This is a genomic window from Shewanella sp. 10N.286.45.A1 (assembly GCF_041470405.1).
In the GTDB taxonomy this organism is placed as follows: Bacteria; Pseudomonadota; Gammaproteobacteria; order Enterobacterales; family Shewanellaceae; genus Shewanella.
Window position 1 is genome coordinate 1 of the sequence record NZ_JBFRMK010000162.1, and the last position, 26,257, is coordinate 26,257.

The window sequence follows — 26,257 nt, forward strand, 5'->3', positions numbered from 1 at the left end:
ATGCAATTGGTATAAGTTACTACAATTTGAGATCTAGTCATAAAGCACTGTTAACGTCGATGAATGTCTATATGAGTATAGTTGGTTAACTTATTGCAACCGTTAATTATGTTGAGAATCACTGTACATTTTTAATACGTTACTTGATAATCTAAGTACTTATTCCAATTGAGCGCTGTTATGCAAATACCTCCTAGTATTATTTCAGGACACAATGGCTTTCAAAGTGCGCAGTCTGATTTAACCCAAGCAACTGTGGATGTTGCTAGTTCAAGTCAGTCCGCTGTAGCGACAACAAGTGCAAGTGTTGGCGATAGTAGCGCAGATATAAATACCGCGCTTATCAATGCCACTCAGGCTGTCAATCATGCCGAAGCATCGGTTGAAGTCATTGAAGCTTCCTCAGAGATGATTGGCACTATAATTAACATCAAAGTCTAGGAATAGAAAACGCTCTTGCGAGCGTTTTGATCTTGGCTAAGTGGTTTCAACTTGGTGATGACTTTTAAATAACCGCTCTATCTCTTCACTTGCTGGTCCTTGCTTATCACGGTTGGGGATCACTAAGCTAAGTGTGGCTTTGCGTTTAGTTGACCCCTTCAAGTTGAGTTTTTTCAACTCACCACTTTCAATTGCACTTTTCACTAATGTCTCTGGCACCCAGCAAAAACCTAAGCCCTTTTTTAAAATCACAATGGCTTCGTGAAAATTTGCAACAGTCCAGCGCTGCTCAGCCTTAAGCCAGCCTAGATCTGTATTAGGACCTTGAGAGGTATCTTTAATCACAAGCTGCAAATGCTGGGCAAGCGTTTGATCTTCTTCAATGACATCGTGCTGAGCTAATGGATGGTTAGAGTGGCAAACAAGACTAAAATTGATATCCACTAAGGGCTCAGCTAAATATCCCTTAGGCGGTGGCCCCCCGCAAATAGCAATATCTACCGATTCATTATTGATGAGCTCAGCAGTGCCTGTTAAAACGGTATCGAGCACGGTGACTCTTGTACCACGGCTAACGGGGTAGAACTGGCTGAGTACATCAACGAGATCATCCATCGGATAGATGATCTCTCGGGCGATTGTTAGTGACGGCTCCCAGCCTGTTTCCAAGTTATTGGCCAACAACTCTAATTCAGAAACAGATTGGGTTATATGCCGAGAACGACGAAGCAACACTTCTCCGCATTCTGTGAGGTAAGCTTTTCGGCCTTTGACCTCAAGTAGCTGCACACCTAACTGAAATTGAAGCTTAGCGACAGCATGATTAAGTGAAGATTGGCTTTTGTTCAACTTTTCTGCTGCTTGGGCATAGCCGCCATAATCGACTACAGCTTGTATAATTCGCCACTGCTCTAATGTTGATTTTGCTCTGTCCATTACTTAGCTTTCACCTGTTTTGGCAGGTACTTCTTGGTTGCTTTTAACTCTGCAAGGTGAGGGCCTCGGTGAAGTTTCTCAGGCCAATCTAACAACATCATTGCTAACACGTTTCGATGTTCACCCATGACGAGATCTGGATTACCGCGCGGTGAGGGGATGATCTGCTCTTTCTTGTCGAATGCGTTGACGATATGCTGCTGAGTTTTGGCCACCACCGGGTTATCTGCTTGGCCAGCTAGCAGAAAGCTAATACCGACCTCAGCAATAATGTCATCTGTGGCATCTTTTAAAATCCGATCAATATTTTGTTCAAAATGATCTAATATCCAGGCGAACTCTTTAGCATCAACATTATGTTGGTAATACTCACTGGCTGCGAATATAAAATGAGTCATACCGTAGAGTTTGTTTCGGTATTGCTTTTTATCTAACTCACTGTCTTTGCTATCAGGATAAACATCAATGAAGGCTTTTTTATAATCTGCTAAGTAATCACCTACGCCAATTTGCTTAGCCCAGTAAACATAGTTAATCAACTGAGCTGCCCAAGTTTCAATCATGGCTTTATCTGTTAGGCCAGTTTTCAAATCAGCTTTTTTTAGCGTTTCAATTAGTTGCTCATGACAAGGACCGGTTAAATCAAATTCATCAATGCGACTGGAGTAACGTAATAACACATCGGTATAGAAAATAAACTCAGGAAATGGCTTTAATGCTTTTTTACGTGCTTTGGCACGAGGACCTTTTCCTAATACAGAGATAGCCTTATTAGCTTCATTGCTAATAAAATCTTTCTTATCCAGATTACAAGCGTAAAAAGCTTGTGCCTCAGTAACGGCATAAAGGTCGACTAGGGCGGCGTTAGCGTATTTTACATCGCCAGTCATACGGTATTGCCGAATACCATAATGACCTTGAATACGTGGCGGTAGCTCAAACAGGTGCTTTTCAAGATTAGCTTTTATAGCATGATAGACTTCAGCGCTTTCTGCTTCAGTGACTGTTGGCGCAGCAATACTACTGGCGCAAAAAAGTGCAGCTGCTAGTGTGCTTATTCTGAGCATCGAAGCCATGTTGAATCCTTTTTATAAGTGAATCGGCGTTAATGGGTAAACCTAAAAGCATTGTTAGAACTGTTTCAATGCTATTTGATGCCTCATTAACAACTAACGTATCAAAAACGGCAGCTTGGTCTTGGCAGTTTTTGGTGGACTGGTAAATATACTCTGCAACTTTCTGTTGCCATAACTTTTGGTAGTAAAGCGGTCCCTGGTAAACAATAGCGCTAAATGTGTAAGGTGCATCTGCGGTCTTATCCCAGTATTTACCAAAACTAAGATAAAATTGCTGATGAGGATCAAATGAATTTTTTTGTTGATGCGCTCTATATAGGTTTAGCGCAATTTTAGCTCTAAAAACATTAAGTTGTTCTGAGTATAGTTGTAAAACGGCTTCACGAGAGCCGTCTTTTACCAGTGGAAGCATTCTATCTGCTAGCCAGTTTTCTAACCATAGCGCATCCAAGTTACTGCTATCGTCTGTTTCGCTTATGGTATTGAGTAAGTAAAATTGCTGCCCTTTAGCTAACTTTGTGATTGCGGTTGAGATAGCTTTTATCGCTTGTTTTTGCTGCTGATATTTAGCAAGCTCGGTAGGGAATGACAACTCAATTTGGCCAAATTGTTGTCCAACCACCAGCTGTCTTATTGGTTTTACCGTAACTTTTTTACTTTCAGATAAATAAATGTCGCCTAGAAGGCGGTTTCTATGCCATAGCCGTATTGTTTTGTTGTTAATCCAATCGAAACGAACTTCTAGGGCCTGCAACTCATTTTCGACCATAACCAGCCAACTGGTAGAATCTATGCTGCTGACTTTAGTCGGAGAAGCATTGGCAAGTTCGCTGCCGATATTCCAAGGAGCAATAGCAATATTATCAGTTTGAGTGCGTAAAAACTGCTCAACTAACTCTGAAGAGTGCAGCATCTGTCTCTGTAATAGGTATTCACTGTAACTAGCAAAACCTGCCTGCGTAGCTTGTTGTTGTCTAAGCTGCTCAATAGTGGCTAACGCGAGCTTATTCTTGCCAGAAGCTCGGGATTGGTATGCTTGCCAGACTCGTTTTCTACATTGCTCATCGGCCTGATTAATCAAGTAACTGGCCAATGAACCGTTAAAATTTTTGACTACTGACTCGGTGTTAGGCTTCGAAATTTGGCAACTTGAGTCGGCAATATTTAAGCTGAGTGCTTGTGTGCTTATCTCTTGTTTAAAGGCGGCTTGAGCTGTATGCAGTTGTGCTTTTAGTTTCGGGGACATACTGCTCTTTGATAAGTGATTTATCCGTGTTAGCAGTGCACTCATCTGTGGTTGTTGGTTTTTAGCAAGGCTAAACTGTATCGATTGGAATGGGACTGAGTCTAAGTAAAGTGCCAGTTCATCTGCAAGGTAGAGTTGGCACTGCAGTAGCAGTTCCCTATCTGCATAAGAGAGCGGGAAATGGCGATAATACTTAATGCGGTCATTGATATTGAAAAAGCCAATAAGCTGTCGTTCAAGGGTTATCGCATTGCTTTTACTATCTAAGCTTGGGTCAATGGCTAGCGTTGGAAAGTCGAAGCGAAGACATTGCTCCACTAAGAGTGGGATTGGAGATACGGCAGCGTTAGCTGCCGTATTGACCAAACTTGTAAGGACTATAAACAGTCCTACAAGGTGTTTTTTCAATTTAGCGGGTAGCACTAAAATGTATTTTTGCATATGCCACGCGTTCTTCAACTGACATATTATGGTTTTTCATCTGCTCAACATGGCGCAAATTACCTAAAATTCCACGACCGTTGGCGATTTGAATCGCCAAGCCTGGTCGAGCATTTAGCTCAAGTAATAAGGGCCCTTTATATTTGTCGAGTACCATATCGGTACCCAAATAACCAAGCTCTGACATTTCATAGGCTTTAGATGCCGTATGTAACAATGTGTCCCATTGTGGAACTTGAATCGCTGTCAGCTCTTTTTGAGTGTCGGGATGTAAGTCTATCGGTGTATCAAATTGCACTGCATGCAATCCTTTACCTGTAGCGATATCAACGCCCACTCCAACAGCCCCTTGGTGTAGATTCGCTTTACCGTCTGATGCGGCAGTGGATAGGCGGATCATCCCCATAATAGGGAAACCTTTAAAGACAATAAGTCGAATGTCAGGCACTCCTTCATAGGAATAGCCATCGAATACAGGATCAAACTGTATAAGCCCCTCTACAATGGCGACATCTGGGTTGCCACCTAAAGAGAACAGCCCACTGAGCACGTTAGAGACATGGCGGTAAACTTCAGAAGGGGTTACTTCTTGGCCATTTGGCTTGTAATAACGGCCATTTTCTACTTTCGTGACAACTAAGATCCCTTTACCACCAGAGCCTTTTGAAGGCTTAATGACAAAACCATCTTTGTCATTAACCATTGCTGGTATCTCACCAATTTCATGCTGCTCAATAACCGTACCGATAAGATCGGGTACGGCAATATCATTGGCAAGGGCTAACTGTTTGGTTGTTAGCTTATCATCGACTCGTTTATAGAACTTACGTGGGTTATATCGGCCAATATAGTCGATATTACGTTTGTTCATACCCAAAATACCGCCGCGGGCAAGCGCTGAAGGGGTTGCGAGAAACATATTATTCTCCAGCCAGAGGCTTAAAGCGTTTTAGCTCAAGCAAGCGGTAACCAGTATATTGACCCATCAATAGTACGAGAGCCAAAATGACTAGGTGGATCCCTAAGAAGTTAAACACCCAATGCTGTACCCAAGTCGCACTCATTGCTAGGTATGCCAATGTTGCTACGAATAGGCTGCCACCGCCTTGGATAACGACTTCCTTAGCACCTTCCTCTTCCCACAGGATAGACATTCTTTCAATTGTCCAAGCTAAGATGATCATTGGGAAGAAGGTAATTGTTAGCCCTTCGCTTAAGCCAAATTTGTAAGAGAGTAGGGTAAACAACCCAATAATGCCGATAACCACGATAATTACCGCCGAGATCCTGGATATGAGCAATAGGTTAAGCTCAGATAGATATGAGCGGATCATTAGACCGAAGGCTACAATCAACAAGAAGCCTATTAGGCCAGTAAAAAGAGTTGTTTGTATAAACGCCAACGCAATAAGCACAGGCATAAAGGTACCTGAGGTTTTGATACCGATAAGTACTCGTAAGAATACCACCATCAAAACACCGATTGGGATCAGCAAAATACCCTTAAATAGGCTCTGCTCTTCAAGTGGCAGTTGATACAATGAAAAGTCTAAGGCATTGTCATTTTTCATTACATCGATCGCGGTAGCGAGCGCTGAGCGTGTATCTTGCAACATGGAGAAGTTAACTTGAGAGTTCACTCCACCAATGACGTCGAGTACTGACTTACCTGAGCGATCCCAAAGTAATAGATCATCTGGACGACCTTGAGTACCATTTTCAGGGTTAAATAGGTGCCATTCGCCGTCATTATAGACTTCAACAAATGTTGACAGCTGTTGTCTACGACGTTGATCTTCGAGGAATAAACCACTGACTTCTTGAGCTGGAATGCCTTTACTGTGCAGCATTCTAATAAACAACTTACTTGGTGAGTTGCCTGCTAGCAGAAGCTCAATATTTTGGCTACGTTCATCTGCATTGAGATCTTTATTGAGTTGTTGTGCGAATGATAGGTTGGTTGCACTTTTTGCCCAAACTTCTTCCGCTGCCTGTGCTGCCGCTGCGCTTTCTGTCGCAGGCCATATGTATGCAGTTGGCGCTTCTGGCTCAACATCAGTGAGTAATTGTGTTTGCCCTGTTGGGATCAAGGTGACTTTATAATATAGATCTTGGCGGCCTGTAGCACTTCGGATAGACCATATCGCTCGGCGGTCTACTTTATTGTTAGTAATCGTCAAACCATAACCTGGTGAAGTGGCGTTTTCGACTAAGATCTCATAAGCAGGATCTTCCGGTAAAGAGAAAGAGACTTCAGCAGGTTCAGTCGTACCTTGGAAGCTGACTTTAGCGTCTACTGCCCAGCTTTGCACTTGCTTGCCAGGTAAAAATGGCACGCTATGCTCAATGCCGCGATAAACGCTTGCAGAGATCCCTGCAATAAAGAGCAGAGCAACCAAAATATAAAAAGGCTTTCTTGAATGCATTATTATTAGTTCCTATTATTTAGAAGCAGACGATGCACGACCGCCTTTCTTCTTTCCGTGAATGAAGGTCTGGCCTACATCTACCACGGCGATGTCTTGCATAAACTTTCTTCCCAGTAATAAAGGGAATTCTAAATGGCTACGATCTGTGAGGTTAAGGTCTGTTTCCGCTTTATATTTACCTATCTCTAGATGAGCATGGATAACTGGACGCCTATCAGTCTTATCATCGGCTTCTTTGATTCTTACAAAGCGTTCGACCTTCGATTCAAATGTTTGTGCTGGCTGTTTAGCACCGTTGGTAAATACGTCGAAGCGCACCCATTGGTTACCATCACGTTCAAACAAAATAATATTGTGAGCGTCGAGTGACGACGACTCTGCGCCGGTGTCGATACGGGTGTTAAAGCTGGCTTTTAGTTCATCAACAAAAACATTTTCAACCGCGCCTAAAATAAATTTACCTTTTAGTGGAGAAGGAGGGCATTGCGCAGGAGTGATAACAGGGACTACGGCTGCTTTGTCTTTTTTGTTTAAACTAGCAACTTGTGCGTTGAGTTGCTCTAATTGAGCTGATAACGTTGTCATGCTTGCAGTTTGTGTCTCTTTGCAAGAGTCGATGGCATTAACAATATTAACTTGCTGTTGGTTCAAACTGGCTTCTAGCACAGTTGCATCAACAGGTACGGGTTTGTTTGCATCTTTAGTTGATGCACAACCAGTGATTACGGTTGCGATGGCGGCGATACAAATTATCTGCTTAAACATAGTGCTTCCCATTACTATCGGCTAGATTAAATCTTTATTTGGTTGGTTCTTGGTTGCGATTATAGTTGCTCTCTTTGGAGCGGGATAACCTTCAACGGTAAGGCTAACATCATTAGGATCTAAATAATCAACTAATGACTCATTAGGCATCCAATGAGTACTTCTCTGTTCTGCTAGAGAGGTGACATCAACATCTACACAGCGGATGTCGATAAAGTCACTCTTTTTAAGCCATAACATCAAGGCTTTTACAGAGGGCAAGAACCACACATTATTCATTTTTCCATAGCGATCTTCAGGTACTAGAACAGTATTCTCGTCACCGTCTATGACCAAGGTTTCTAAAACGAGTTCACCACCAGTTCTTAATTGATCTCTCAGCTGAATGAGATGGTCTATCGGAGAACGGCGATGGTAAAGCACCCCCATCGAGAAAACGGTGTCAAATGCGTCAAGTGGCGGTAACTCTTCAATACCTAAAGGTAGGAAGTGAATAGGGTGCTCATTACCGGCGATTCTTTTTACGGCTTCAAACTGGCACATGAACATTGGTGATGGATCGATCCCTACAACATGCTTCGCGCCATCTCCAAGCATGCGCCACATGTGATAACCACTGCCACAGCCTACATCAAGTACTGTGCGGTTTGCTAAAGGGGAAATATGTGGCGCAATGCGCTCCCATTTCCAATCTGAACGCCATTCGGTGTCTATTTCAACACCATGAATAGAGTAGGGGCCTTTACGCCAAGGCTTGAATATAGCGAGCAAGTTTTCGAGTTTTTCGCGTTCACCTGCACTGAGTTGCTTACCAGAACCTATGGTAACACTGGTTTTAAAGTCGACAGTGTCGGGCTGTGGGTAATGTAATTTATTAAGTACTTTTTCCCATTTAGGTAGCGAACCATGTTTATGCTCACGCTGCCACTGGCCTAAAATAGCCGGTAGCGTTTCTAGCCAATGCTGTAAGCTAGAGTCTGAAATTTGTTTATAAAAAGAACTGAAACTTATCACTTAATTGCCACCATAGATGCAAAGTTAAAACATTGGAACCAAACACTAAATTGGCTAAATCCCTGCTGCTTTATTCGTAATTCATGTTGTTGAAGCGTGTCAGGCTTCATGACGTGCTCGAGTGAGCTTCTTTTTTGGCTGATCTCTAACTCACTGTAACCATTTGCCCTTTTGAAATCGAGATGTAAATCATCTAATGTCGATTGTATTTGGTCTTGCTCGAAATAAAGTTTCTCTGAAAGCACCAATAAACCGCCAGGCAGTAAACCATCGTAGATTTTTTTGAGTAAACTTTGTCTATGTTCAGGCGCTAAAAATTGCATGGTAAAATTGAGGATCACTAAAGATGCATTTTCAATTTCAATATCACGGATATCACCACAAACTAACTTAACAGGTGTTTCACTGACGTAGGCTGACAAGTTCTCTTTACAGCGCTCAACCATAGATTCACTATTATCAACGGCGATAATCTGGCAATTACGGCCCTCTACTCGGCGACGTACACTTAAGGTCGCGGCGCCTAATGAACAGCCAAGATCATATATTTTGCTGTTTGGAGTTGCATATTTTTGTGCTAAATCTCCAATAGTATTAATGATTTGTCCATAGCCCGGTACCGAACGACGGATCATATCATTAAACACTCCAGCAACTTTATTATCGAACTGAAAGTCGCTGACTTGTTGGTAAGGTTTCGCGTATAAGTCGTCTTGTGAAGATTTCATGTGATCAAATAGTGGGAGTTCAACTCTTTATTCTAGCTAAACATATCCGTTACCAGCAAGACTAGTACTGGAAATTCCTCATAAAATTTTGTCTAATAGCCTTATTAATACAAATTATTTACAGATGTTTGACCTTTTATAGGGATTGTAATTGAAATATAACGCTTACGTGTTGCTGATTGTTTTATCACTCTTTTATACCTACCCAGTGTTTTCGGCTCAATATGATAACAACAGACCATTGTTGATATCGATGAGTAACGATTCTTACCCATTTCAATTTGTTGATGAAAATGGCGTTGCAAGCGGTTTACTGGTTGATTATTGGTTGTTATGGGCGAAGACGAACCAACGCCAGATTGAATTTAAACCTGCAAATTGGCAGCAGTCTTTGAAAGATGTCGAAAATGGTTTAACCGATATCCACATGGGGATGGCTAATACCTTATCTCGGCGTAACACTTTTGATTTTGAACAATCGATTAGTAAAGTCCAAAGCTACCTCTACATCAATAAAGCCCTCGCTAACGCAAAAGAGCTCTCACAGATGAGCCCATATAGAATCGGGGTTGTTAAGGGGGCTGCACATATCGAATTATTGCAGCAAAAACTAACTAATGTGTCGTTTGCTTATTATGACAACCGTAAGCAGCTTATTGAGGCGGTAAAAGCCAACGAAATTTATGTTTTTGTTGGGTTAGAGGGTTACCTACGAGAGAGTCAGGTTAGCCAAGAAATGCTGATGTCATTTCCGTTTAAGAGTCGAATAGCGCTAGATGAGTTATCTTTCTACCCTGTGGTTAAGAAGGGAGACGCCTCTATATTGCACAGTATTATGCAGGGGTTTAACCAAATAAACCAAGCTGAGCTGAATGGGATTAAGCGAAAGTGGTTGGGGATCCAACGTGGTCAAAATGAAGTGATCATCGCTATGCAAACTGGTGTCGAGCCTTATGCTGATCTGGGCCCTAATGGCTTACCACATGGACTGCTGGTTGATATTTGGAAACTGTGGTCGGATAAAACGGGGTTGCCCGTAAGGTTTATCTCGGGTGATATGAAGCAAGCTATAGATAATGTCAAAAGAGGCACTGCGGACGTGCAGCTGGGTTATCCAGAAAGTGAATCGATGAGATCTGGGCTCAATCGGGCGCATCTTATTTATCAAGTTAACAGTAGGTTATTTACCTTTAAAAAACAGTATAAGACACTCGCTGAGATGAAGGACAAGGTATTTGCAGTTGCACCCACTTCGCCCTATTTAAGTGAGTTAATAGAAGTGTTACCTGATTCTGATTTTCGCTACCTTTCAAATGTAGAGGATATGATTGAAGCGACCGAGTCTGGTGAAATTGACGGTTTTGTCGCTGCATCAGCTTGGACTCAACATTACTTGTTGTTGAAACAGCGATGGGAGGATTTTTATCCATTTCCTATACTGCATTTTAAAACTGACTTGTATGCGCTAAATCGAGGCAATGACCTCGGATTCTCTGAACGCATTGCGACAGGTTTTAACTCAATGACATCGGCAGAATTGGCTGCAATTGAAGCCAAGTGGATTTTAAACCCACAAGATCGGATCTATTCTGCAACGAAAGAGCTATTACTATTAAACGCTCAGCAGCGTGGCATGATAAAAAGCCTAGGGAAGATTAAAGTAGGCTTTGTTAATAACTGGGCGCCTATGGAGTATCAAAATACGCAAGGGCAATACGCAGGGGTTAACAGCGAAATCTTTAGCATCATTGGCAGCGAACTGGGCTTAAAATTCGAATACATTGAATTTGGTGATTGGCAAGCACTGCTTGATGCTTTGTTAAAAGGCGATATTGATATGTCTGGCAGTATTGCGGCAACTGCTGAACGTGAAAATGACTTGGTTTTTTCCGTTCCGTATTGGCCCTCTCCTTGGGGCGTTGTGACCTCGTTAGACAGCGTTAATATATTTAGTTTATCGGAACTCAATGGGCTGCGACTCGCCGTTGTTGAAGGTTATCACATCGTTGCAGATCTTATGCGAGAGTGTCCGACCTTAAAGTTGGTGCTGGTTCCTAATAGTCATGCTGGACTTAATTCTGTCGAAGAGGGCAAAGCGGATGTCTTTATTGATAAAGTAATGAATCTAAGCTCAGGCCTTAAAAAAGGCCATTTTTCTAACTTAAAAATGTCTATGTTAGTCGACTTTGCTGAACAGCGAAGCCATATTGGCATTAACAAGAGTAAGCAGTCTTTATTACCCTACATCAATGGCGTAATTTCTACTATTGACCGGGAGCAACAGCAAGAAATTCATCATAAATGGGTATCGCAAACCATTGAGTTTGGTCGTGAAGATTTCGAAAATAGGCTACGAGTTAGTATTCTCGTATTCAGTGCTTTAGCTATCCTCGTTGTTATGGCGTTATTAGCAAATAGACGTCTAAGGAAAGAGGTTGCCTTAAGGGTTAAAGCAGAAAATAAAATGGCACAGTTTGCCAAGCACGATAGTTTAACCAAGCTTTCTAATCGCTCAATGATTGAGGAAAGTAGAGCAAGCGATATTAATCCATAGTCGTGAAATGTTACAGTTTGCGGTTATTTTTATTGATCTCGATGGTTTTAAAGCCATTAATTATGCACATGGCCACCATGTTGGTGATGACTACCTTGTTGCAGTGAGTGCTGCATTGGCCGCTTCAGTCAGGCGCTCTGATACTGTAGGCCGATTAGGCGGTGATGAATTTATTGTTATTCTTAACCTGCTAGAGTCGATGGCTGCGATTGCCAATGTTGCTGAGTTGCTACTGCAATGTTTAGCTAAATCGTTCATTATCGATGATTTAAGCTTGTCTGCTTCTGCGAGTATGGGAATAGCGATATACCCTGCAGATGGAGACAGTGTCGATACTCTGCTCAAAACGGCTGATACTCATATGTATCGTGCTAAAAATGCGGGTGGAAAATCATCAAGAAATTCACAGCGGCAGTAACGTCGGGTTAAATCTATTCATTTTTATTTGAAATTGACTGATCCTTAACCGACTAGTCGATAAGTTATTTCGAAAACGGCAATATACCTCTATAATGCCGCTTTTGTCTTGTTTTGAACCAGAACCTCAAACATCGTTTTGCGGAATAAAGGAAAGAGCTAAATGCGCAGTCATTATTGTGGAGACGTTAATAAGTCTCACGTTGGTCAAGAAGTAACCCTAGTGGGTTGGGTTAATCGTAGCCGAGATTTAGGCGGCGTAGTTTTTCTCGACATGCGTGATAGAGAAGGGATTGTTCAAGTTGTCTATGATCCAGACCTTCCTGAAGTGTTTGAAGTTGCAAGCAGCTTGCGTAGTGAGTTCTGTGTTCAAATTAAAGGCCTTGTAAGAGCAAGACCAGACAGCCAAGTCAACGCTGATATGCGAACGGGTGAAATTGAAATTCTTGGTCTTGAACTCACAATATTAAATAGTTCTGCGCCGCTACCAATTAACATGGACAAGAACCAGCACAACACTGAAGAGCAGCGTCTGAAATATCGCTATTTGGATCTGCGTCGTCCAGAAATGGCTGACCGTATTGTTTTCCGTTCAAAAGTGACCAGTGCCGTAAGACGTTTTCTTGATGGCAACGGCTTCCTAGACATCGAAACGCCTATTTTGACCAAAGCCACACCAGAAGGTGCCCGCGATTACTTAGTGCCAAGCCGTACTTATAAAGGTCAGTTTTTTGCGCTACCGCAGTCTCCACAGCTATTTAAGCAGTTGTTGATGATGTCTGGTTTTGACCGTTACTACCAAATCGTAAAGTGTTTCCGTGACGAAGATTTGCGTGCTGACCGCCAGCCAGAATTCACCCAAATAGATATCGAAACCTCTTTCATGACCTCTGAGCAGGTTATGGCTAAGACAGAAGAGATGACTCGTGGTCTATTTAAAGAGCTGCTAAATGTTGATCTTGGTGAGTTCCCAAGAATGACATTTGCTGAAGCGATGCGTCGTTATGGCTCTGATAAGCCAGATCTTCGTAACCCACTTGAGCTAATTGACATTGCTGATCTAGTAAAAGAAGTCGAGTTCGCAGTATTTAATGGTCCTGCAAACGACCCTGAAGGGCGCGTTGCCGTGCTCAGCATTCCAGGTGGCGCTAAACTATCGCGTAAGCAACTTGATGAATACGCCAAGTATGTCACTATTTATGGTGCTAAAGGCTTAGCATGGATGAAAGTTAATGATCTTGATAAAGGCATGGAAGGGATTCAATCTCCAGTGCTTAAGTTCTTAACTGAAGATGTGGTTAAAGCGTTACTTGAGCGTACTGGTGCACAAACTGGTGATGTTATTTTATTTGGTGCTGATAAAGCCAACGTTGTTGCTGAAGCGATGGGTGCACTACGTCTTAAAGCAGGTGAAGATTTTGACCTGCTTAAAGGTGACTGGAAGCCACTTTGGGTTGTTGATTTCCCAATGTTCGAGCGTACTTCAGATGGTGGTTTGCACGCTATGCACCACCCATTTACCGCGCCTAGCAATATGACACCAGCAGAACTAGAAGCTAATCCAACCGCCGCCATTTCAGATGCTTATGATATGGTATTAAATGGTTGTGAGCTGGGTGGTGGTTCAGTACGTATCCATAATAGTGAAATGCAATCAGCGGTGTTTAGAATACTGGGCATTAACGATGAAGAAGCAAACGAAAAGTTTGGTTTCTTATTAGAGGCGCTTCGCTACGGTACGCCACCTCATGCGGGACTCGCGTTTGGTTTAGACCGTATTATCATGCTAATGACGGGCGCAAGTTCAATTCGTGATGTGATGGCTTTCCCTAAAACAACGACGGCAGCCTGTCCGCTTACCAATGCACCAGGGTTTGCCAATCCAGTGCAGTTAGTTGAACTTGGGGTCAGTGTTATAGAGCCTGAAGTGAAAGACGGCGAATAACAACAAGTAATAAGAGCCGAGTTAAGACTCGGCTTTTTTTTCGGACAATTTTGGTAAACCACATAAATACAAAGTGGTTTACTTAAGTGTCGAATGTAGGAGATAAACATGGCAGGTCATAGTAAGTGGGATAATATTAAGCACCGTAAAGCCGCGCAAGATGCTAAGCGTGGTAAGCTTTTTACTAAGTTTATTCGTGAGCTTACTGTTGCTGCTAGAGAAGGTGGTTCAGATCCTGATTCCAACCCAAGACTTCGTGCTGCCATCGATAAATCACTGTCAAACAATATGACCCGTGACACGGTAGAACGTGCGATTAAACGTGGTGCGGGTGAACTCGACGGCCAAGTACTAGAGACCATTATCTATGAAGGTTATGGCCCTGGTGGAACGGCAGTTTTAGTTGAAACCATGACTGATAATAAAAATCGCACAGTGTCTGGCGTAAGAAACGCTTTTAGCAAATCAGGCGGTAACCTAGGTACTGACGGCTCTGTTGCCTACCTTTTTGATAAAAAAGGCATAATTTCTTATCAAAACGTAGATGAAGATACGGTGATGGATGCGGCGTTAGAGGCTGGCGCGGATGACGTTGTAGCACATGAAGATAACGCTATCGATGTGTTTACCACTCCAGAAGATTTTGGCGCAGTTAAAGATGCATTAGATGCAGCAGGGCTTGAGGCTGTTAATGCTGAAGTGACAATGTTACCGTCAACTAAAGCTGAATTAGATGCCAGTACAGCCCCTAAGTTTTTGCGATTAATCGATAACCTTGAAGATCACGATGATGTGCAAGAGGTTTATCATAATGCTGATATTTCAGATGAAGTGATGGCAGGCTTGGAATAGATCTTATGGCCATTATTTTAGGCGTCGACCCAGGCTCTAGGATCACCGGTTATGGCGTCATCAACTGTGTTGGCAGGCAACAAGTTTATGTTGGTAGCGGCTGTATAAGAACCAGCTCTGATGAATTACCGTTGCGCTTAAAGCAAATTTTTGATGGTTTATCTGAAATTATCAGGCAGTACCAGCCTGATGAATTCGCCATTGAGCGAGTTTTCATGGCTAAAAATGCTGATTCAGCATTGAAATTGGGCCAAGCTCGTGGGGCTGCTATTGTCGCAGCAACCGCCGCAAATTTACCGGTTGCAGAATACAGTGCAACTCAGATAAAAAGTGCCGTTGTGGGTACAGGGCGGGCACAAAAGTCGCAAGTGCAGCATATGATCCAGCAGCTATTAAAGTTACCCTGTGCACCACAGGCTGATGCCGCTGACGCATTAGGGGTCGCGGTGTGTCATTATCATACAAATCAAAGCTTAGCAGCCATGGGCGGCAGAGCAAATTCTAGAACATACGGAAGATATAAATGATTGGTCGGATACGAGGTTTACTTGTTGAAAAGCAAGCGCCTGAAGTGCTTATTGATGTTTCTGGTGTTGGTTACGAAATTCAGATGCCACTGACTAGCTTTTATGAGTTACCTGAAGTGGGTGCTGAAGCCGTTGTTTTTACCCACTTTGTTGTTAGAGAAGACGCACAGCTTTTATACGGCTTTATCTCAAAGCAAGAGCGCGCACTGTTTCGTTTATTGATTAAAACCAATGGTGTTGGGCCTAAACTGGCATTAACGATTCTCTCCGGTATGACAGCAGCGGAGTTTGTTGCTTGTGTTGAAAGAGATGATATTGCCACTTTAGTTAAGCTTCCTGGCGTCGGTAAGAAAACAGCCGAGCGTTTACTGGTAGAGATGCGCGATAAACTCAAAAGTTTGATGGAAGCCTCGGTTGGCTCAGAAAGAGAGTTTATGTTGCAGTCCAATTATACTGCCCCCGTTGTTGCCAATACGGCCGAAGAAGATGCTATTGCTGCATTATTATCGCTTGGCTACAAGCCTGCTCAAGCGAGTAAAGCCGTATCTGCGGTATTTGTTGATGGAATCGATTCCGAATCGCTGATCAAATTAGCGCTTAAGTCGATGCTTTAAGGATAACCTATGATTGAAGCTGATCGCCTAATACAACCGCAAGTTATCGAGCCTGATGAAGTGGTCGATAGAGCCATGCGTCCAAAATTATTGGATGAGTATACGGGCCAAGATGACACGCGTGCACAGTTAAAGATTTTTATTGAAGCCGCGCAAAAACGCGGCGAAGCGCTGGATCATATGCTTATATATGGTCCTCCTGGTCTAGGTAAAACAACACTGGCAATAATTGTGGCGAATGAGATGGGCGTTAATATTAAGTCGACCTCAGGGCCTGTTTTAGAAAAAGCGGGTGATTTGGCGGCATTATTAACCAATCTTGAAGAAAATGATGTGTTATTTATTGATGAAATCCACCGTTTAAGCCCAGTAGTAGAAGAGATCCTCTATCCAGCAATGGAAGATTATCAACTCGACATTATGATAGGCGAAGGGCCTGCTGCTCGTTCTATTAAGCTAGACTTGCCGCCCTTTACACTGGTCGGCGCCACAACCCGTGCAGGTTCATTAACGTCTCCTTTGCGGGCTCGATTTGGTATTCCACTGCGACTAGAGTTCTATAACATTAAAGATCTGTCGACGATTGTTATTCGCTCGGCAAAGGTGATGGAACTTGAGATAGACGACGAGGGCGCGATTGAAATCGCAAGACGTTCCCGTGGTACCCCAAGGATTGCTAACCGTTTATTGCGTCGAGTTCGCGATTTTGCTGAAGTGAAGCATAGCGGCGCGGTGACTAAAATCGTCGCTGAGTTAGCATTGGATATGTTAGATGTTGATGCCGAAGGCTTTGATTATATGGATCGAAAATTACTACTAGCCATTATTGATAAGTTTATGGGTGGCCCGGTCGGGCTAGATAACCTCGCAGCGGCTATTGGTGAAGAGCGTGAAACCATTGAGGATGTATTAGAGCCTTTCTTAATTCAACAAGGTTTTGTACAGAGGACACCCCGTGGGCGTATCGCGACACAACGTGCATACAATCACTTTAATCTTATTCAGCCTGAAGCCAAGTAAGCCCTTGTTTCAGTAGAGGAGCAATCGTTTTACTGTTGCTCCTCAATCCTCAGAATATATTGTGGGTTTTTATCACCCGCAGTGGCATTTTTCCCCGCTACGACTTTTGCTCCAATCGCTATAATCTCGCCATCTGCGCCTGGATTATCTAGGCCGACAGTTGGAAAACTCTTATAAGTTTTGTTCTTGTATCTTACTCGGAGTGTTTTTAAGTTCACTTTACTTTCATTAGCCAATTGAAAGAACTCAATAGTAATAGGGAGGTTAGAGTCTGAACTGACTAAGTATCTGCCTTCATAGTAATCATTGTCGAGCAGTGTGGCGTTTGTCGCATTACCAAGGTTCCCTTTCCAATTGACGAGTACAATTGTCGACTGACTCTGGTTTTTGACGGTGGAAGGGTATTTGATTGGCTGTAACTCAGTAATCGTAATCGCAGCTTCACTGGTTGCGGAGACGGCTGCTATCAGCAGCAAGTGTATGTTTAACAGGACTATCACTCTTTTGAGGCTCAACATTATATTCCTCCTTTTTTAGAGCTAGGTTAACCTGAACAGTTTTCAACAACAATAGAATTATCTACAGGGGTTAAGTTTGTAGTAGTTATGTATTATAAGTCGTTACGTTTAGTTGTTATTTCAGTTAAAAATCACGTTTTGTTAGACTAAAGGTTTAGTGCTATTGGTTATTTGTTATTTCATTTTGCTATTACGCTGGGGTAGTTTAATAAACTTGTAATAGGGTTTTATGCTGCTGCTTGTGCGCTCGGCGGGTTCTTTCACTGCTTCAGTGTGTTATTGCTGGTGTTTAATATCTGAAAGCGCTACCGCTAAACCTCAGATTATTTAAGGGTAATAAACGTTTAAAAATTCATTTTGAGCGGCACTAGAGTTTTCAGGGTATAAAACATGTTGCTAAATGTAACGAAATTGTTATCTTTTGGTTTCGGGCTAATTAAAGTGCGGCTAAACAAGCGCTTAGGCTCTACCTAAAATTAATGATAATTTCTTGTGCTACAATGGGAACAACATAATGAATAAAAAAATACTCCTTTCATCTTTAATCGCCTCATCTGTATTACTTGCATCTCAGGTCGGAGCAAGCGACTTTACCGGTAAAGCTAACTTTAATTTAATCAAGCCAATCGTTATTTCTGAGACGACCCAACTTAATTTGGGTGATATAGATATCGGAACTACTGGATCTTGTGGTTTTACGGCGGCTTCGCTAGCAACTGGAACAGTTTGTTTGGCGACTGGTGCAACACAAGCCGCTGGTGTATTTAGAGTTACTGGTACCGATGGAATTATAAACGTTAGTGTTTCTGGTGCTGATACTTCTCTTGATGGTATTACTTTTACACCATCAGTTATTAACGCTACTGAGACTATTGGTGCTGTAACTTCGGGTGAAGTCAGCTTTAATGTTGGTGGTAATGTTGATGTAGATGCTAGTGGCACTGTAGCATCGGGTGTGCAAGTGTTAGATTATACTGTCTCTGTAACTTATTAAGAGAGTTGGATTCGAGATAGTCATAAAATAAGAAGCTGGCTGCGGATGTAGTTTCTTATTTTTATTAAAATATTCTTTTGTAAATAACAAGATGACTTAACAGTTTTAAGCTCGAACTAAGCTAAACAAATAACAATAATGAGGCTAATCCTCACAATTAGCTGGGCATATCATGAATAAACTATTTTTAGGCTGCTTTGCAGTGTTTTTTTCGTTTCAAGTATCAGCTAATTTGCTGGTTAATCCTACTCGTGTTGAACTCGATAACCTCAAGAATCGTAGCGCAGTTTTCTCTTTAGTGAATAAAAGTTCTGCAAATTCACGTTATAACATCTATTTTGAAGATAAACAGATGTTGGATTCTGGAGAGTTTGTCACGTTAGATAAAGATGATGTTGATTTTTCAATATCTAACTATATCCGTTACTCACCGCGTAGGATCAATATTCAACCTGAACAAGCGGTAAAAGTACGTATAGCAGCCAGATTACCAAAATCCATTGAAAAAGGTGAATACCGTAGCTACATTGTATTCCACCAAATTCCATTGGCACCAGAGAAAAAAGATTCAGCCGCAGATGAATCTGATGTTTTTAGTCTCAGTATTTCTGCTTACCTAAAAATATCGGTACCGGTTATATTAAGGGTTGGTGATTTAGATTCAGAACTCAATCTTAGTAATAGTGTACTTGATGCTGGTAGTAACGCTCTGCAAGTGACGTTAAAAAGAGCCGGAAATAGAAGTACCTACGGTGACATTGAAGTTATTAACGCAGATACAAATGACATAGTTGGTGCCTCAAAAAATGTTACTATTTATACTGAGCTTTCTGAGAGAACATTCTCTGTGCCGATCACCGAAAGTGTAAGTCATAACGCAAGGTTAATTGTTCGCTACACGGAAAATGATAAACTCCATAATTCTAAAAGTGTCGAGGTTAAGCTAGCACTTTAGTATTTGTGAATTTGGAACTTCTCTTAAAACTCCTTTCTTTATGTCGCTGGCTAACATTAGCAGCGATATTGTCGATTACGCTAATTAGCCCCCAAAACGTTGATGTAAATGATGAAAGGGCGCTATTGACACTGATTCAACTCCGTGATGACGATTATTCGGACTTACTCTCAACTTATTCCAAACATGAACTTGTTATTGATCTGATTTGTCATGCAAATGCAACGGGCTGCAAGTTAGATGAAAGCTCACTTATTGTGTCGAACAGTAAAAGTGATTCAAGTTATTTAACACCTTTGACTGAACAAGAAACCTCTGTAAAACGGAAGTCTATAACTAAGCTAAAGGCTAAAACGAAAACTAATCTGGACAGCAAGGCGAAAAAAATAAACCAAGCAATAAGCTCGAAAGTTGAATTACCTACAGCTTTGAGCACAGAAAAGCTAAATACTTCCGCTGTACCGTACTCAAAAAACAACGTCATATCAGCCTTGATAGCTAATAAAGAAGGGCTAGCTACTACTGAAATAGCCAAACAAGTTAGCGACTTACAATGTAATAAACGTATAACAAGATCATATGACAATCGATCCATCGATGAGCAGAATTTCTTAGTTACACAAATCTCGTATGCGAAAATGCCATTAAGCGAGGAGATGTTTGTTTATCACCTAAATGGTAATTATTACTTGCCACTCGAATTTTTTGCAGAGCAGTTACTATTGCCAGTTCAGGTTGATATTGAGACTAAAAGTGCAGAAGGTTGGTTCATTGACGAAACACGGCGGATCGATATAAGTCAAAATTTGATGCAGTATTGGGCCAATAATGATGATTGTAATCATCTTAAAACGATAGTCTATCATGATGATTGGGATCTCTATATCGATGCCAATATTATCTCGCAGATGTATGGACTTGTTATTGCTTTTGATTCTGCAAGGCAAAGCTACAGCATAACAGAATCAGAGGCTATCCCATTAAGCCAATTGATCGCGCGACAAAAACGCTTTGATTTATTTAATGAGAAGAAATTGAACGCTAAAGAAGGACTTGTTAAAAATATCCCAAAGCAATACGCAAACAGCGGGGATCTGGGACTCAATATTGATATTGGTGCTAGAAGTCAGCGACTTAATCACCACAGTACTACAGCGATAGATGGTGCAGTGCAAGGTCGATTTGATTTACTTCAACATAATGGCTATTTCTCCTATTCTTGGTCTGACAATAATACTGATCTTACTGCCTATGTCGATAAGGAGCTAACTGATAGTTGGGTGAGTCATTATCGAATAGGTAATATAACGTCGCATAATCTAGCGTTAGTTTCTGAAGCAAGTTCAGGTATTGGTGCTCAGTTTTCGGCTGGTAGCGAGTTCCATAGTGATTTACGCCATATAGTTGTCGAAGGTGAAACGGAACCAGGTTGGGATGTCGAATTGTATCGAAATAATGGACTCATAGATGTTCAGCGAGCTAAGGCTGATGGGCTCTATCGTTTTATAAAAGTGCCGTACTACATCGGCATTAACCAGTATCAGCTGCGCTTTTATGGTCCTAATGGTGAGGTTCGCAGTGAATCCTTTAGTAAATTACTCGATACTTCAGTTATGGAGCAGGGCAGTTTCGGGATGAGTGCTGGCGCTATGTCTAGAGAGCAAGATGATTTAAAACAGTACTACACTAACTTTAACTGGGCATTGCTTGATAACTTAACAGCGGGACTGGCTTTGATCCAGCAGCAAGATATTAATGAACAGTGGCAATTTTTGCCAAAGTTATCAGTTAATCTTCTTAGTGACTCAAATTTACTACAGCTCAATTACGTGCATAGTGTGGGAGGCCACGCTGCAAGTGTTGCGCTTCAAGGTAGTTTAGAAGCTATTGATTGGCAGGCTGAGTGGAGGAGTTACAACAATTTCAGGTCTTGGGACAATGCAGAGGGCCGTATTAATCAAGAAGCTAACGTAGATGTAAGTGGTTTTTTTGATGGAGCAGGCGTTAATTGGGGTTTAGGTGGTGACTGGCAGCGACTAAGCTCTGGTGGAGAGAGAACTCAAATAGGTTTTAGCCTATCTGGCCAGCTGTCAGTGATTGATTTAAGTAATGAACTGCGTTGGTCTGTTTTCAGTAATGGCAGTAAGCTCAATGAGAGGTTTGCTGTATCTGGCCGTATTGGCAATTGGTCGTTAAGAAGTTATGTGGATTTAAACTTATCTCCAGATACAGAATTTAATCAATGGGTTGCAAATATAAATACCACTTTAAATGATGTCGCAAATTATCAGCTGGAATTGCGCTATCAACCCAACTTAGAAGGTGATTTTAGCAGCCGAAATTCTCTTTCCTATTTGTTTGACTACGGAACATTGAGGTTAGCTGTCGACAACTATGCGACTGGCGATTGGCTCGCACAATTAAGATGGAATAGTTCATTGCTATGGGAAACAACAGATAACCGTTGGTTAATCGATCGCAATAGCTTTATCAATACTGGCAGCGTTAAAATTGTTGCGTTTCAAGATGACAATGCTAATGGTTTATTTGATGCCAATGAAGTCCCTCTTTCTGGGTTACAGTTCTCAGGTCATAGCAGTCCTAATAATATGACTGACAAAAATGGTGAATTACTCATAACCCAACTTCAAACTAGTCGTGGCCATAAGCTAGCACTTAATGAACGCAGCTTACCGGACCCATTTTTAGTACCCGTTGCTAGTATTATTAAAGTAAATGCCCATCCAGGCTATATCCAGCCCATTGCTTTTCCTGTGATGTTTACTGCTGAAGTTGAAGGCTATATCTACCAATTGAACGATGAAAACCAACAAGCTGCCAAAGGGGTAAAAGTAAGCCTTAAATCGATAGTAAGTGACAAAGAATATTTTTCGCGAGTGGAATACGATGGCGTTTTTATTTTCGAACAAATAACCCCCGGAGAGTATGAGTTGTGGGTTAAGGATCGTTTCATCCAACCTATTTCACTTAAACCCGGTGATTTTCAGCAGTTAGAGGAGATAGTGCTCTAGTACGCAATTGTGTGCTGTGTCGTTCGCGATGAGTCGTGACAGCATCTATAATATTGTCAAATACTTTACTTCAATCAGTAGCAAGTATGCTTTCAGTTATAGTCTTAGTATCTGTCATCGGGCAAGCTCAGTTTAATCTTGTTTTACCAGTAAGCATTGCCGAGGTAAGCGAAATTGAGTTAGGCGATATTTACAATACTAAAAACAATATTTGTACGTTAACGACAACTAGCCGAACAGGTAGTGCTTGTGCTACATCTGATTTTGCCCTAGGGGAAATTCAGTTGCTGGGAAATGAAGAACAATCCGTATTGGTAAAGGTGTCTGGTAGCAATAGTAGCCAGGTAGAGTTTACACCTCTACTGCCTAATGGCACGCAGCAACAGTTATTCTCGCTTTCTACCAATGCCTCCATTTATATAGGTGGTGAGATAAAAGTTATTTCTGATGATAACGCAGGTATGGGCAGTATCAGTTATACAATCGAAGTTAACTATCAATAAACTGCAGTTACTTTTTAACGCCTCTCAATGCAATAATCGATTAAATAGCTATGCATCGCGGTTTATTTTATGCGGCTAAAGTGACTATTTATATATGTAACACTCACGACGTTACTGGATAACAGTTGTTGCAAAGCTGTTGGGGTGCCACTCGTAATTGCTACTTATTTGCTACATACTATCTGTTGCTGAGCCCTCCATTTCTGAACAAATTCTTTACCGCTAGTCTATTTAATATCAAAAAAATAGGAGCTAGCTCTAAAAACGGGCTATTTATATGGCTCTCTTACTAAAAAAATACCCCGTAAAGTGTGATCTTAGTCACACTTTCTTTTATTGGGCTAGTTGCATGCATGTTAACTTGTTTGTAGTTTATTCTGCTGTCTATTGTGTGTTTTTAGGTGGTTTATATTGTTGCGGTCTGATTTTGGATTTACATTAAACGCTGGGTAATATTTATGGTTACCTTTTTCGTCAACTTTATTAACATTGTAAAGTGAATAGTTAACGAGTTGGTGGATTGACGCTTTAAACGTGAAATTGCAGTATCCCTAGCAACGTCAGTGATAACAAATGACGTGCATATAAAAATAATTAAGTTAGGGAGTACGACATAAATGAACAGACCATCTAAATTGGCCTCAGCAATAAAGTTCGGATTAATCGCATCCGTCTCAACATCTGCAATTACAGTTTCAACAGCCGCATACGCAGAAGAGGAAGCTAAAGTAGAACGTATTGCTGTTACCGGCTCCCGCATTCAACGTCAAGATATGGAAACAGCTTCTCCAGTAACCGTTATTGACGCTGCCACTATTAAAGCTGAAGGTTTCACCTCTGTAGATCAAATGCTACAAGCACAAACATCTATGGCTGGCGCAGCAGTTGGTTCAAGTACCAATAACGGCGCTGACGGTGTTGCTCAAGTAGACCTGCGTGGTATGGGTTCACAGCGTACACTAGTATTGCTTAACGGGCGCCGTATGGTTAACTCTGGTTCTGGCGCAGACAGTGCTGTGGATCTTAACTCTATCCCAGTAGCAATGATTGCTCGCGTTGAAATCCTAAAAGACGGCGCATCAGCTGTTTATGGTTCAGATGCTATTGCTGGTGTTGTTAACATCATTACTAAGAAAGATTTTGAAGGCTTCCAGATTGACGTAACTGGTGGCATGACTGATAAGAGCGACGGCGAAAACGGCGAAATCAGCGCGCTATACGGTTTTAATACCGATACAGGTAACTACACATTTGGTGCTGCTTACTCTGAGCGTCGTGGTGTTATTCAATCAGACCGCGACTGGACTGATCCAGGTGCAAGCTCGTTCATTCCAAATGGCTCTTTGGGCGGAATGGTTAAAGATGACAGCGGCAACTGGGTAGATCGTGAAGAAAGCTACGACTACACCCAAGATAGCTTCTATCAAACACCAAGCAAGCGTTATAGCTTGTTCGCCAATATGACCCAAGAGTTGGGTGATGACTTAGTGCTAACAGGTGATATCCTGTACACCAAGCGTAAGTCTAACCAGCAGTTAGCTCCTCAACCTGCAAACCTAGACCTAGACGTATGTGAAGCTGGTGTTGTATCTGATTCATGTATTGAACTTGATGATGACATGATAGCAGCAGGTATAGAAGCAAACGATAAAGGCCAAGTTAACTACAGAAAGCGTATGAATGATGTTGGTCCGCGTATTTATACACAGGACACTGATACATTGCGTGTTTCTGCGGGCTTAGCGGGTTCTATTGATGTCAATACCGGTATGGATTGGGATTTATCATACACATACGGTAAGAATAAAGCGGAAACTGCTGTAGAAAACTCAATCAACGCGACGTTGATGACTAATGCAATCTATGCAGGACAAGATACAAATACCTACCCTGGTGGAAACCCATGGTTGACTGGTCAGCCTATGACGGACCAAGATCTGCTAAACAGCGTTGCGTACACTGAAGAAGCTGACGGCGGTAACGAACAGCATGTTATTTCTGCAGGTATCAGCGGTGAGCTATTTGACCTTGATGCTGGTGCAGTCGCATTTGCAATGGGTGCAGAGTACCGCTACGAGAGTGGTTACTACAATCCAGACCCAATTGTTGTTGCTGGTGAAAGTACAGCTGCACAGCAAGACCCAACGGACGGTAACTACAACGTTATTTCAGTGTTCCAAGAAGTTAGCGTACCATTTACTGATAAATTAACCGGTGAGTTCGCGCTACGTTTCGATGATTACTCTACATTTGGTAATGCATCAACCTGGAAGATTGGTCTAACATATGAAGCAACTGATGACCTAATGATCCGTACTGTTGCCGCTACAGGTTTCCGTGCGCCAAGTGTGAGTGAGCTATACGGCGGAAACTCAGGTTCATTCGATTACCTAGATGATCCATGGGGTAATGAACAAGACCCACAAATTCTAGTTATCCGTACCTCTGATGAAGATCTTCAGCCAGAAGAGTCAGAGTCTTACACTGCTGGTTTAGTGTACTCGCCTAGCTATGTTGATGGTTTGTCTCTAACAGTCGATTACTGGCGCTTTAAGGTTCAGAACGCGATTGCGCGTATGGACACTCAAAATGGTCTAAACAACTGTTATGCGGGTGACCAAGCAGCATGTGAAGCGTTTAACATTGGCCCTGATGGTGACTTATCTAACCTAACGAACTCACTAACTAACGTTGGTTACCAAGATACAAGCGGTATCGATTTCAACTTAGCTTATAGCTTTGAAGCGTTAAACTTAGATTGGACCGTAGCTAACGATACAACCTATCTGCTGAACTTTGAGCAAGATGGCGTTGATTACACCAACATTATTGATGGTAACTTCGGTGCATACGCTCAAGTACGTAACAACTTTAGCATTAAAGCCGGTCAAGACGATTGGAGTGTTATGTACTTCAACCGTTACATCGGTGAGATGGATGACTTAGGTGCTGGCACTAAAGTCGATGCAGTGCTTTACCACAATGTTTCTGCTAGCTACTACATCAACGATACTTGGATGTTGAGTGCAGGTGTTAAAAACTTGACTGACGAAGAGCCTTCAACCGTTTCTAATGGTAGTGATGGCGGTACAGTTCCTGAAGTTTATGACACCATTGGTCGTCAGTACTTTGCAGGTGTAACTGTTAAGTTCTAACCTTTAAGTCTAAAGCTGAAAAAGCGCCGTAAGGCGCTTTTTTTATATCTTTAATTCTCGTATTTAAATGTGACGACTAATACCAATCAGCATAA

The 26,257-nt window shown here is 41.9% G+C and carries 23 protein-coding genes; 13 read left to right on the forward strand and 10 right to left on the reverse strand.

Annotation, left to right across the window (positions count from 1 at the left end):
• The first annotated feature begins 180 nt into the window (after positions 1 to 180).
• A complete protein-coding gene (locus AB4238_RS12960; protein ID WP_372033810.1) occupies positions 181 to 441 on the forward strand; it encodes a chemotaxis protein in 261 nt (86 codons plus the stop codon).
• A gap of 36 nt (positions 442 to 477) precedes the next feature.
• Here AB4238_RS12960 and AB4238_RS12965 read toward each other — a convergent pair whose 3' ends face one another.
• From AB4238_RS12965 to cmoA, 8 genes are read right to left on the reverse strand one after another with little or no spacing between them, the layout of a single operon-like run.
• Entirely contained in the window at positions 478 to 1,377 is a 900-nt protein-coding gene (locus AB4238_RS12965; RefSeq protein ID WP_372033811.1) for a LysR family transcriptional regulator, read from the reverse strand.
• Entirely contained in the window at positions 1,377 to 2,453 is a 1,077-nt protein-coding gene (locus tag AB4238_RS12970) for a DUF3541 domain-containing protein (RefSeq protein ID WP_372033812.1), read from the reverse strand. The genes AB4238_RS12965 and AB4238_RS12970 overlap by 1 nt, the downstream gene beginning before the upstream one ends.
• Positions 2,398 to 4,140 carry a M3 family metallopeptidase gene (locus AB4238_RS12975; RefSeq protein ID WP_372033813.1) on the reverse strand — a complete coding sequence of 581 codons (1,743 nt, stop codon included), beginning with the start codon at positions 4,138 to 4,140 and terminating at the stop codon, positions 2,398 to 2,400. The genes AB4238_RS12970 and AB4238_RS12975 overlap by 56 nt, the downstream gene beginning before the upstream one ends.
• Complete coding sequence (locus AB4238_RS12980) at positions 4,109 to 5,059, reverse strand: alpha-L-glutamate ligase-like protein (protein WP_372033814.1); 951 nt, start codon at positions 5,057 to 5,059, stop codon at positions 4,109 to 4,111. The genes AB4238_RS12975 and AB4238_RS12980 overlap by 32 nt, the downstream gene beginning before the upstream one ends.
• A 1-nt stretch (position 5,060) precedes the next feature.
• Entirely contained in the window at positions 5,061 to 6,566 is a 1,506-nt protein-coding gene (locus AB4238_RS12985) for a UUP1 family membrane protein (RefSeq protein ID WP_372033815.1), read from the reverse strand.
• A gap of 15 nt (positions 6,567 to 6,581) precedes the next feature.
• Positions 6,582 to 7,334: an ATP-dependent zinc protease gene (locus AB4238_RS12990; RefSeq protein ID WP_372033816.1), complete on the reverse strand. Its 753-nt coding sequence runs from the start codon at positions 7,332 to 7,334 to the stop codon at positions 6,582 to 6,584.
• A 21-nt stretch (positions 7,335 to 7,355) separates the two neighbouring features.
• On the reverse strand, positions 7,356 to 8,348 hold the full coding sequence (cmoB, locus tag AB4238_RS12995) for a tRNA 5-methoxyuridine(34)/uridine 5-oxyacetic acid(34) synthase CmoB (protein ID WP_372033817.1): 993 nt from the start codon (positions 8,346 to 8,348) through the stop codon (positions 7,356 to 7,358).
• Positions 8,345 to 9,076: a carboxy-S-adenosyl-L-methionine synthase CmoA gene (gene cmoA / locus AB4238_RS13000; RefSeq protein ID WP_371993017.1), complete on the reverse strand. Its 732-nt coding sequence runs from the start codon at positions 9,074 to 9,076 to the stop codon at positions 8,345 to 8,347. Before cmoA ends, cmoB begins: the two co-directional genes overlap by 4 nt.
• Before the next feature lie 151 nt (positions 9,077 to 9,227).
• Here cmoA and AB4238_RS13005 point away from each other — a divergent pair, with 151 nt between their 5' ends.
• From AB4238_RS13005 to ruvB, 7 genes are all read left to right on the forward strand, one after another.
• The gene (locus AB4238_RS13005) at positions 9,228 to 11,630 is read left to right on the forward strand and encodes a transporter substrate-binding domain-containing protein (RefSeq protein WP_372033818.1); all 2,403 of its coding nucleotides are present in this window, start codon (positions 9,228 to 9,230) and stop codon (positions 11,628 to 11,630) included.
• A gap of 7 nt (positions 11,631 to 11,637) precedes the next feature.
• Positions 11,638 to 12,048 carry a diguanylate cyclase domain-containing protein gene (locus AB4238_RS13010; protein ID WP_372033819.1) on the forward strand — a complete coding sequence of 137 codons (411 nt, stop codon included), beginning with the start codon at positions 11,638 to 11,640 and terminating at the stop codon, positions 12,046 to 12,048.
• Between the two features lie 162 nt (positions 12,049 to 12,210).
• Positions 12,211 to 13,992, forward strand: coding sequence for an aspartate--tRNA ligase (gene aspS, locus AB4238_RS13015; protein ID WP_372033820.1), 1,782 nt, complete (start codon positions 12,211 to 12,213; stop codon positions 13,990 to 13,992).
• A gap of 108 nt (positions 13,993 to 14,100) precedes the next feature.
• Positions 14,101 to 14,844: a YebC/PmpR family DNA-binding transcriptional regulator gene (locus AB4238_RS13020; RefSeq protein WP_371993011.1), complete on the forward strand. Its 744-nt coding sequence runs from the start codon at positions 14,101 to 14,103 to the stop codon at positions 14,842 to 14,844.
• Positions 14,845 to 14,849: 5 nt separating this feature from the next.
• A complete protein-coding gene (gene ruvC / locus AB4238_RS13025) occupies positions 14,850 to 15,371 on the forward strand; it encodes a crossover junction endodeoxyribonuclease RuvC (protein ID WP_372033821.1) in 522 nt (173 codons plus the stop codon).
• On the forward strand, positions 15,368 to 15,985 hold the full coding sequence (ruvA, locus tag AB4238_RS13030) for a Holliday junction branch migration protein RuvA (protein WP_372033822.1): 618 nt from the start codon (positions 15,368 to 15,370) through the stop codon (positions 15,983 to 15,985). Before ruvC ends, ruvA begins: the two co-directional genes overlap by 4 nt.
• Before the next feature lie 9 nt (positions 15,986 to 15,994).
• Positions 15,995 to 17,005, forward strand: coding sequence for a Holliday junction branch migration DNA helicase RuvB (ruvB, locus tag AB4238_RS13035; RefSeq protein WP_372033823.1), 1,011 nt, complete (start codon positions 15,995 to 15,997; stop codon positions 17,003 to 17,005).
• A 29-nt stretch (positions 17,006 to 17,034) separates the two neighbouring features.
• Here ruvB and AB4238_RS13040 read toward each other — a convergent pair whose 3' ends face one another.
• Positions 17,035 to 17,523, reverse strand: coding sequence for a hypothetical protein (locus AB4238_RS13040; RefSeq protein WP_372033824.1), 489 nt, complete (start codon positions 17,521 to 17,523; stop codon positions 17,035 to 17,037).
• 514 nt (positions 17,524 to 18,037) lie between these two features.
• On the opposite strand from AB4238_RS13040, the gene AB4238_RS13045 reads away from it, so the two are divergent.
• Entirely contained in the window at positions 18,038 to 18,517 is a 480-nt protein-coding gene (locus AB4238_RS13045; RefSeq protein WP_372033825.1) for a hypothetical protein, read from the forward strand.
• 172 nt (positions 18,518 to 18,689) lie between these two features.
• Positions 18,690 to 19,472: a hypothetical protein gene (locus AB4238_RS13050; protein WP_372033826.1), complete on the forward strand. Its 783-nt coding sequence runs from the start codon at positions 18,690 to 18,692 to the stop codon at positions 19,470 to 19,472.
• Between the two features lie 283 nt (positions 19,473 to 19,755).
• On the opposite strand, the gene AB4238_RS13055 is transcribed toward AB4238_RS13050, so the two are convergent.
• Entirely contained in the window at positions 19,756 to 20,007 is a 252-nt protein-coding gene (locus AB4238_RS13055; protein WP_372033827.1) for a hypothetical protein, read from the reverse strand.
• A 103-nt stretch (positions 20,008 to 20,110) separates the two neighbouring features.
• On the opposite strand from AB4238_RS13055, the gene AB4238_RS13060 reads away from it, so the two are divergent.
• From AB4238_RS13060 to AB4238_RS13070, 3 genes are all read left to right on the forward strand, one after another.
• The gene (locus AB4238_RS13060; protein WP_372033828.1) at positions 20,111 to 22,504 is read left to right on the forward strand and encodes a carboxypeptidase regulatory-like domain-containing protein; all 2,394 of its coding nucleotides are present in this window, start codon (positions 20,111 to 20,113) and stop codon (positions 22,502 to 22,504) included.
• Positions 22,505 to 22,590: 86 nt separating this feature from the next.
• A complete protein-coding gene (locus AB4238_RS13065; RefSeq protein ID WP_372033829.1) occupies positions 22,591 to 23,007 on the forward strand; it encodes a hypothetical protein in 417 nt (138 codons plus the stop codon).
• Between the two features lie 617 nt (positions 23,008 to 23,624).
• Entirely contained in the window at positions 23,625 to 26,162 is a 2,538-nt protein-coding gene (locus tag AB4238_RS13070) for a TonB-dependent receptor plug domain-containing protein (RefSeq protein ID WP_372033830.1), read from the forward strand.
• The last annotated feature ends 95 nt before the right edge of the window (positions 26,163 to 26,257 follow it).

Bases quoted from the DNA above. Each gene is read 5' to 3' on its own strand.
- AB4238_RS12975 (WP_372033813.1), bottom strand. From the start codon at position 4,140: ATGCAAAAATACATTTTAGTGCTACCCGCTAAATTGAAAAAACACCTT.
- AB4238_RS13065 (WP_372033829.1), top strand. From the start codon at position 22,591: ATGCTTTCAGTTATAGTCTTAGTATCTGTCATCGGGCAAGCTCAGTTT.
- aspS (WP_372033820.1), top strand. From the start codon at position 12,211: ATGCGCAGTCATTATTGTGGAGACGTTAATAAGTCTCACGTTGGTCAA.
- AB4238_RS13040 (WP_372033824.1), bottom strand. From the start codon at position 17,523: ATGTTGAGCCTCAAAAGAGTGATAGTCCTGTTAAACATACACTTGCTG.
- AB4238_RS12970 (WP_372033812.1), bottom strand. From the start codon at position 2,453: ATGGCTTCGATGCTCAGAATAAGCACACTAGCAGCTGCACTTTTTTGC.
- AB4238_RS12960 (WP_372033810.1), top strand. From the start codon at position 181: ATGCAAATACCTCCTAGTATTATTTCAGGACACAATGGCTTTCAAAGT.
- ruvB (WP_372033823.1), top strand. From the start codon at position 15,995: ATGATTGAAGCTGATCGCCTAATACAACCGCAAGTTATCGAGCCTGAT.
- AB4238_RS13070 (WP_372033830.1), top strand. From the start codon at position 23,625: ATGAACAGACCATCTAAATTGGCCTCAGCAATAAAGTTCGGATTAATC.
- AB4238_RS13050 (WP_372033826.1), top strand. From the start codon at position 18,690: ATGAATAAACTATTTTTAGGCTGCTTTGCAGTGTTTTTTTCGTTTCAA.
- cmoA (WP_371993017.1), bottom strand. From the start codon at position 9,076: ATGAAATCTTCACAAGACGACTTATACGCGAAACCTTACCAACAAGTC.
- AB4238_RS13020 (WP_371993011.1), top strand. From the start codon at position 14,101: ATGGCAGGTCATAGTAAGTGGGATAATATTAAGCACCGTAAAGCCGCG.
- ruvA (WP_372033822.1), top strand. From the start codon at position 15,368: ATGATTGGTCGGATACGAGGTTTACTTGTTGAAAAGCAAGCGCCTGAA.
- AB4238_RS12985 (WP_372033815.1), bottom strand. From the start codon at position 6,566: ATGCATTCAAGAAAGCCTTTTTATATTTTGGTTGCTCTGCTCTTTATT.
- AB4238_RS13060 (WP_372033828.1), top strand. From the start codon at position 20,111: ATGCCATTAAGCGAGGAGATGTTTGTTTATCACCTAAATGGTAATTAT.
- AB4238_RS12980 (WP_372033814.1), bottom strand. From the start codon at position 5,059: ATGTTTCTCGCAACCCCTTCAGCGCTTGCCCGCGGCGGTATTTTGGGT.
- AB4238_RS12990 (WP_372033816.1), bottom strand. From the start codon at position 7,334: ATGTTTAAGCAGATAATTTGTATCGCCGCCATCGCAACCGTAATCACT.
- AB4238_RS12965 (WP_372033811.1), bottom strand. From the start codon at position 1,377: ATGGACAGAGCAAAATCAACATTAGAGCAGTGGCGAATTATACAAGCT.
- ruvC (WP_372033821.1), top strand. From the start codon at position 14,850: ATGGCCATTATTTTAGGCGTCGACCCAGGCTCTAGGATCACCGGTTAT.
- AB4238_RS13010 (WP_372033819.1), top strand. From the start codon at position 11,638: ATGTTACAGTTTGCGGTTATTTTTATTGATCTCGATGGTTTTAAAGCC.
- AB4238_RS13045 (WP_372033825.1), top strand. From the start codon at position 18,038: ATGAATAAAAAAATACTCCTTTCATCTTTAATCGCCTCATCTGTATTA.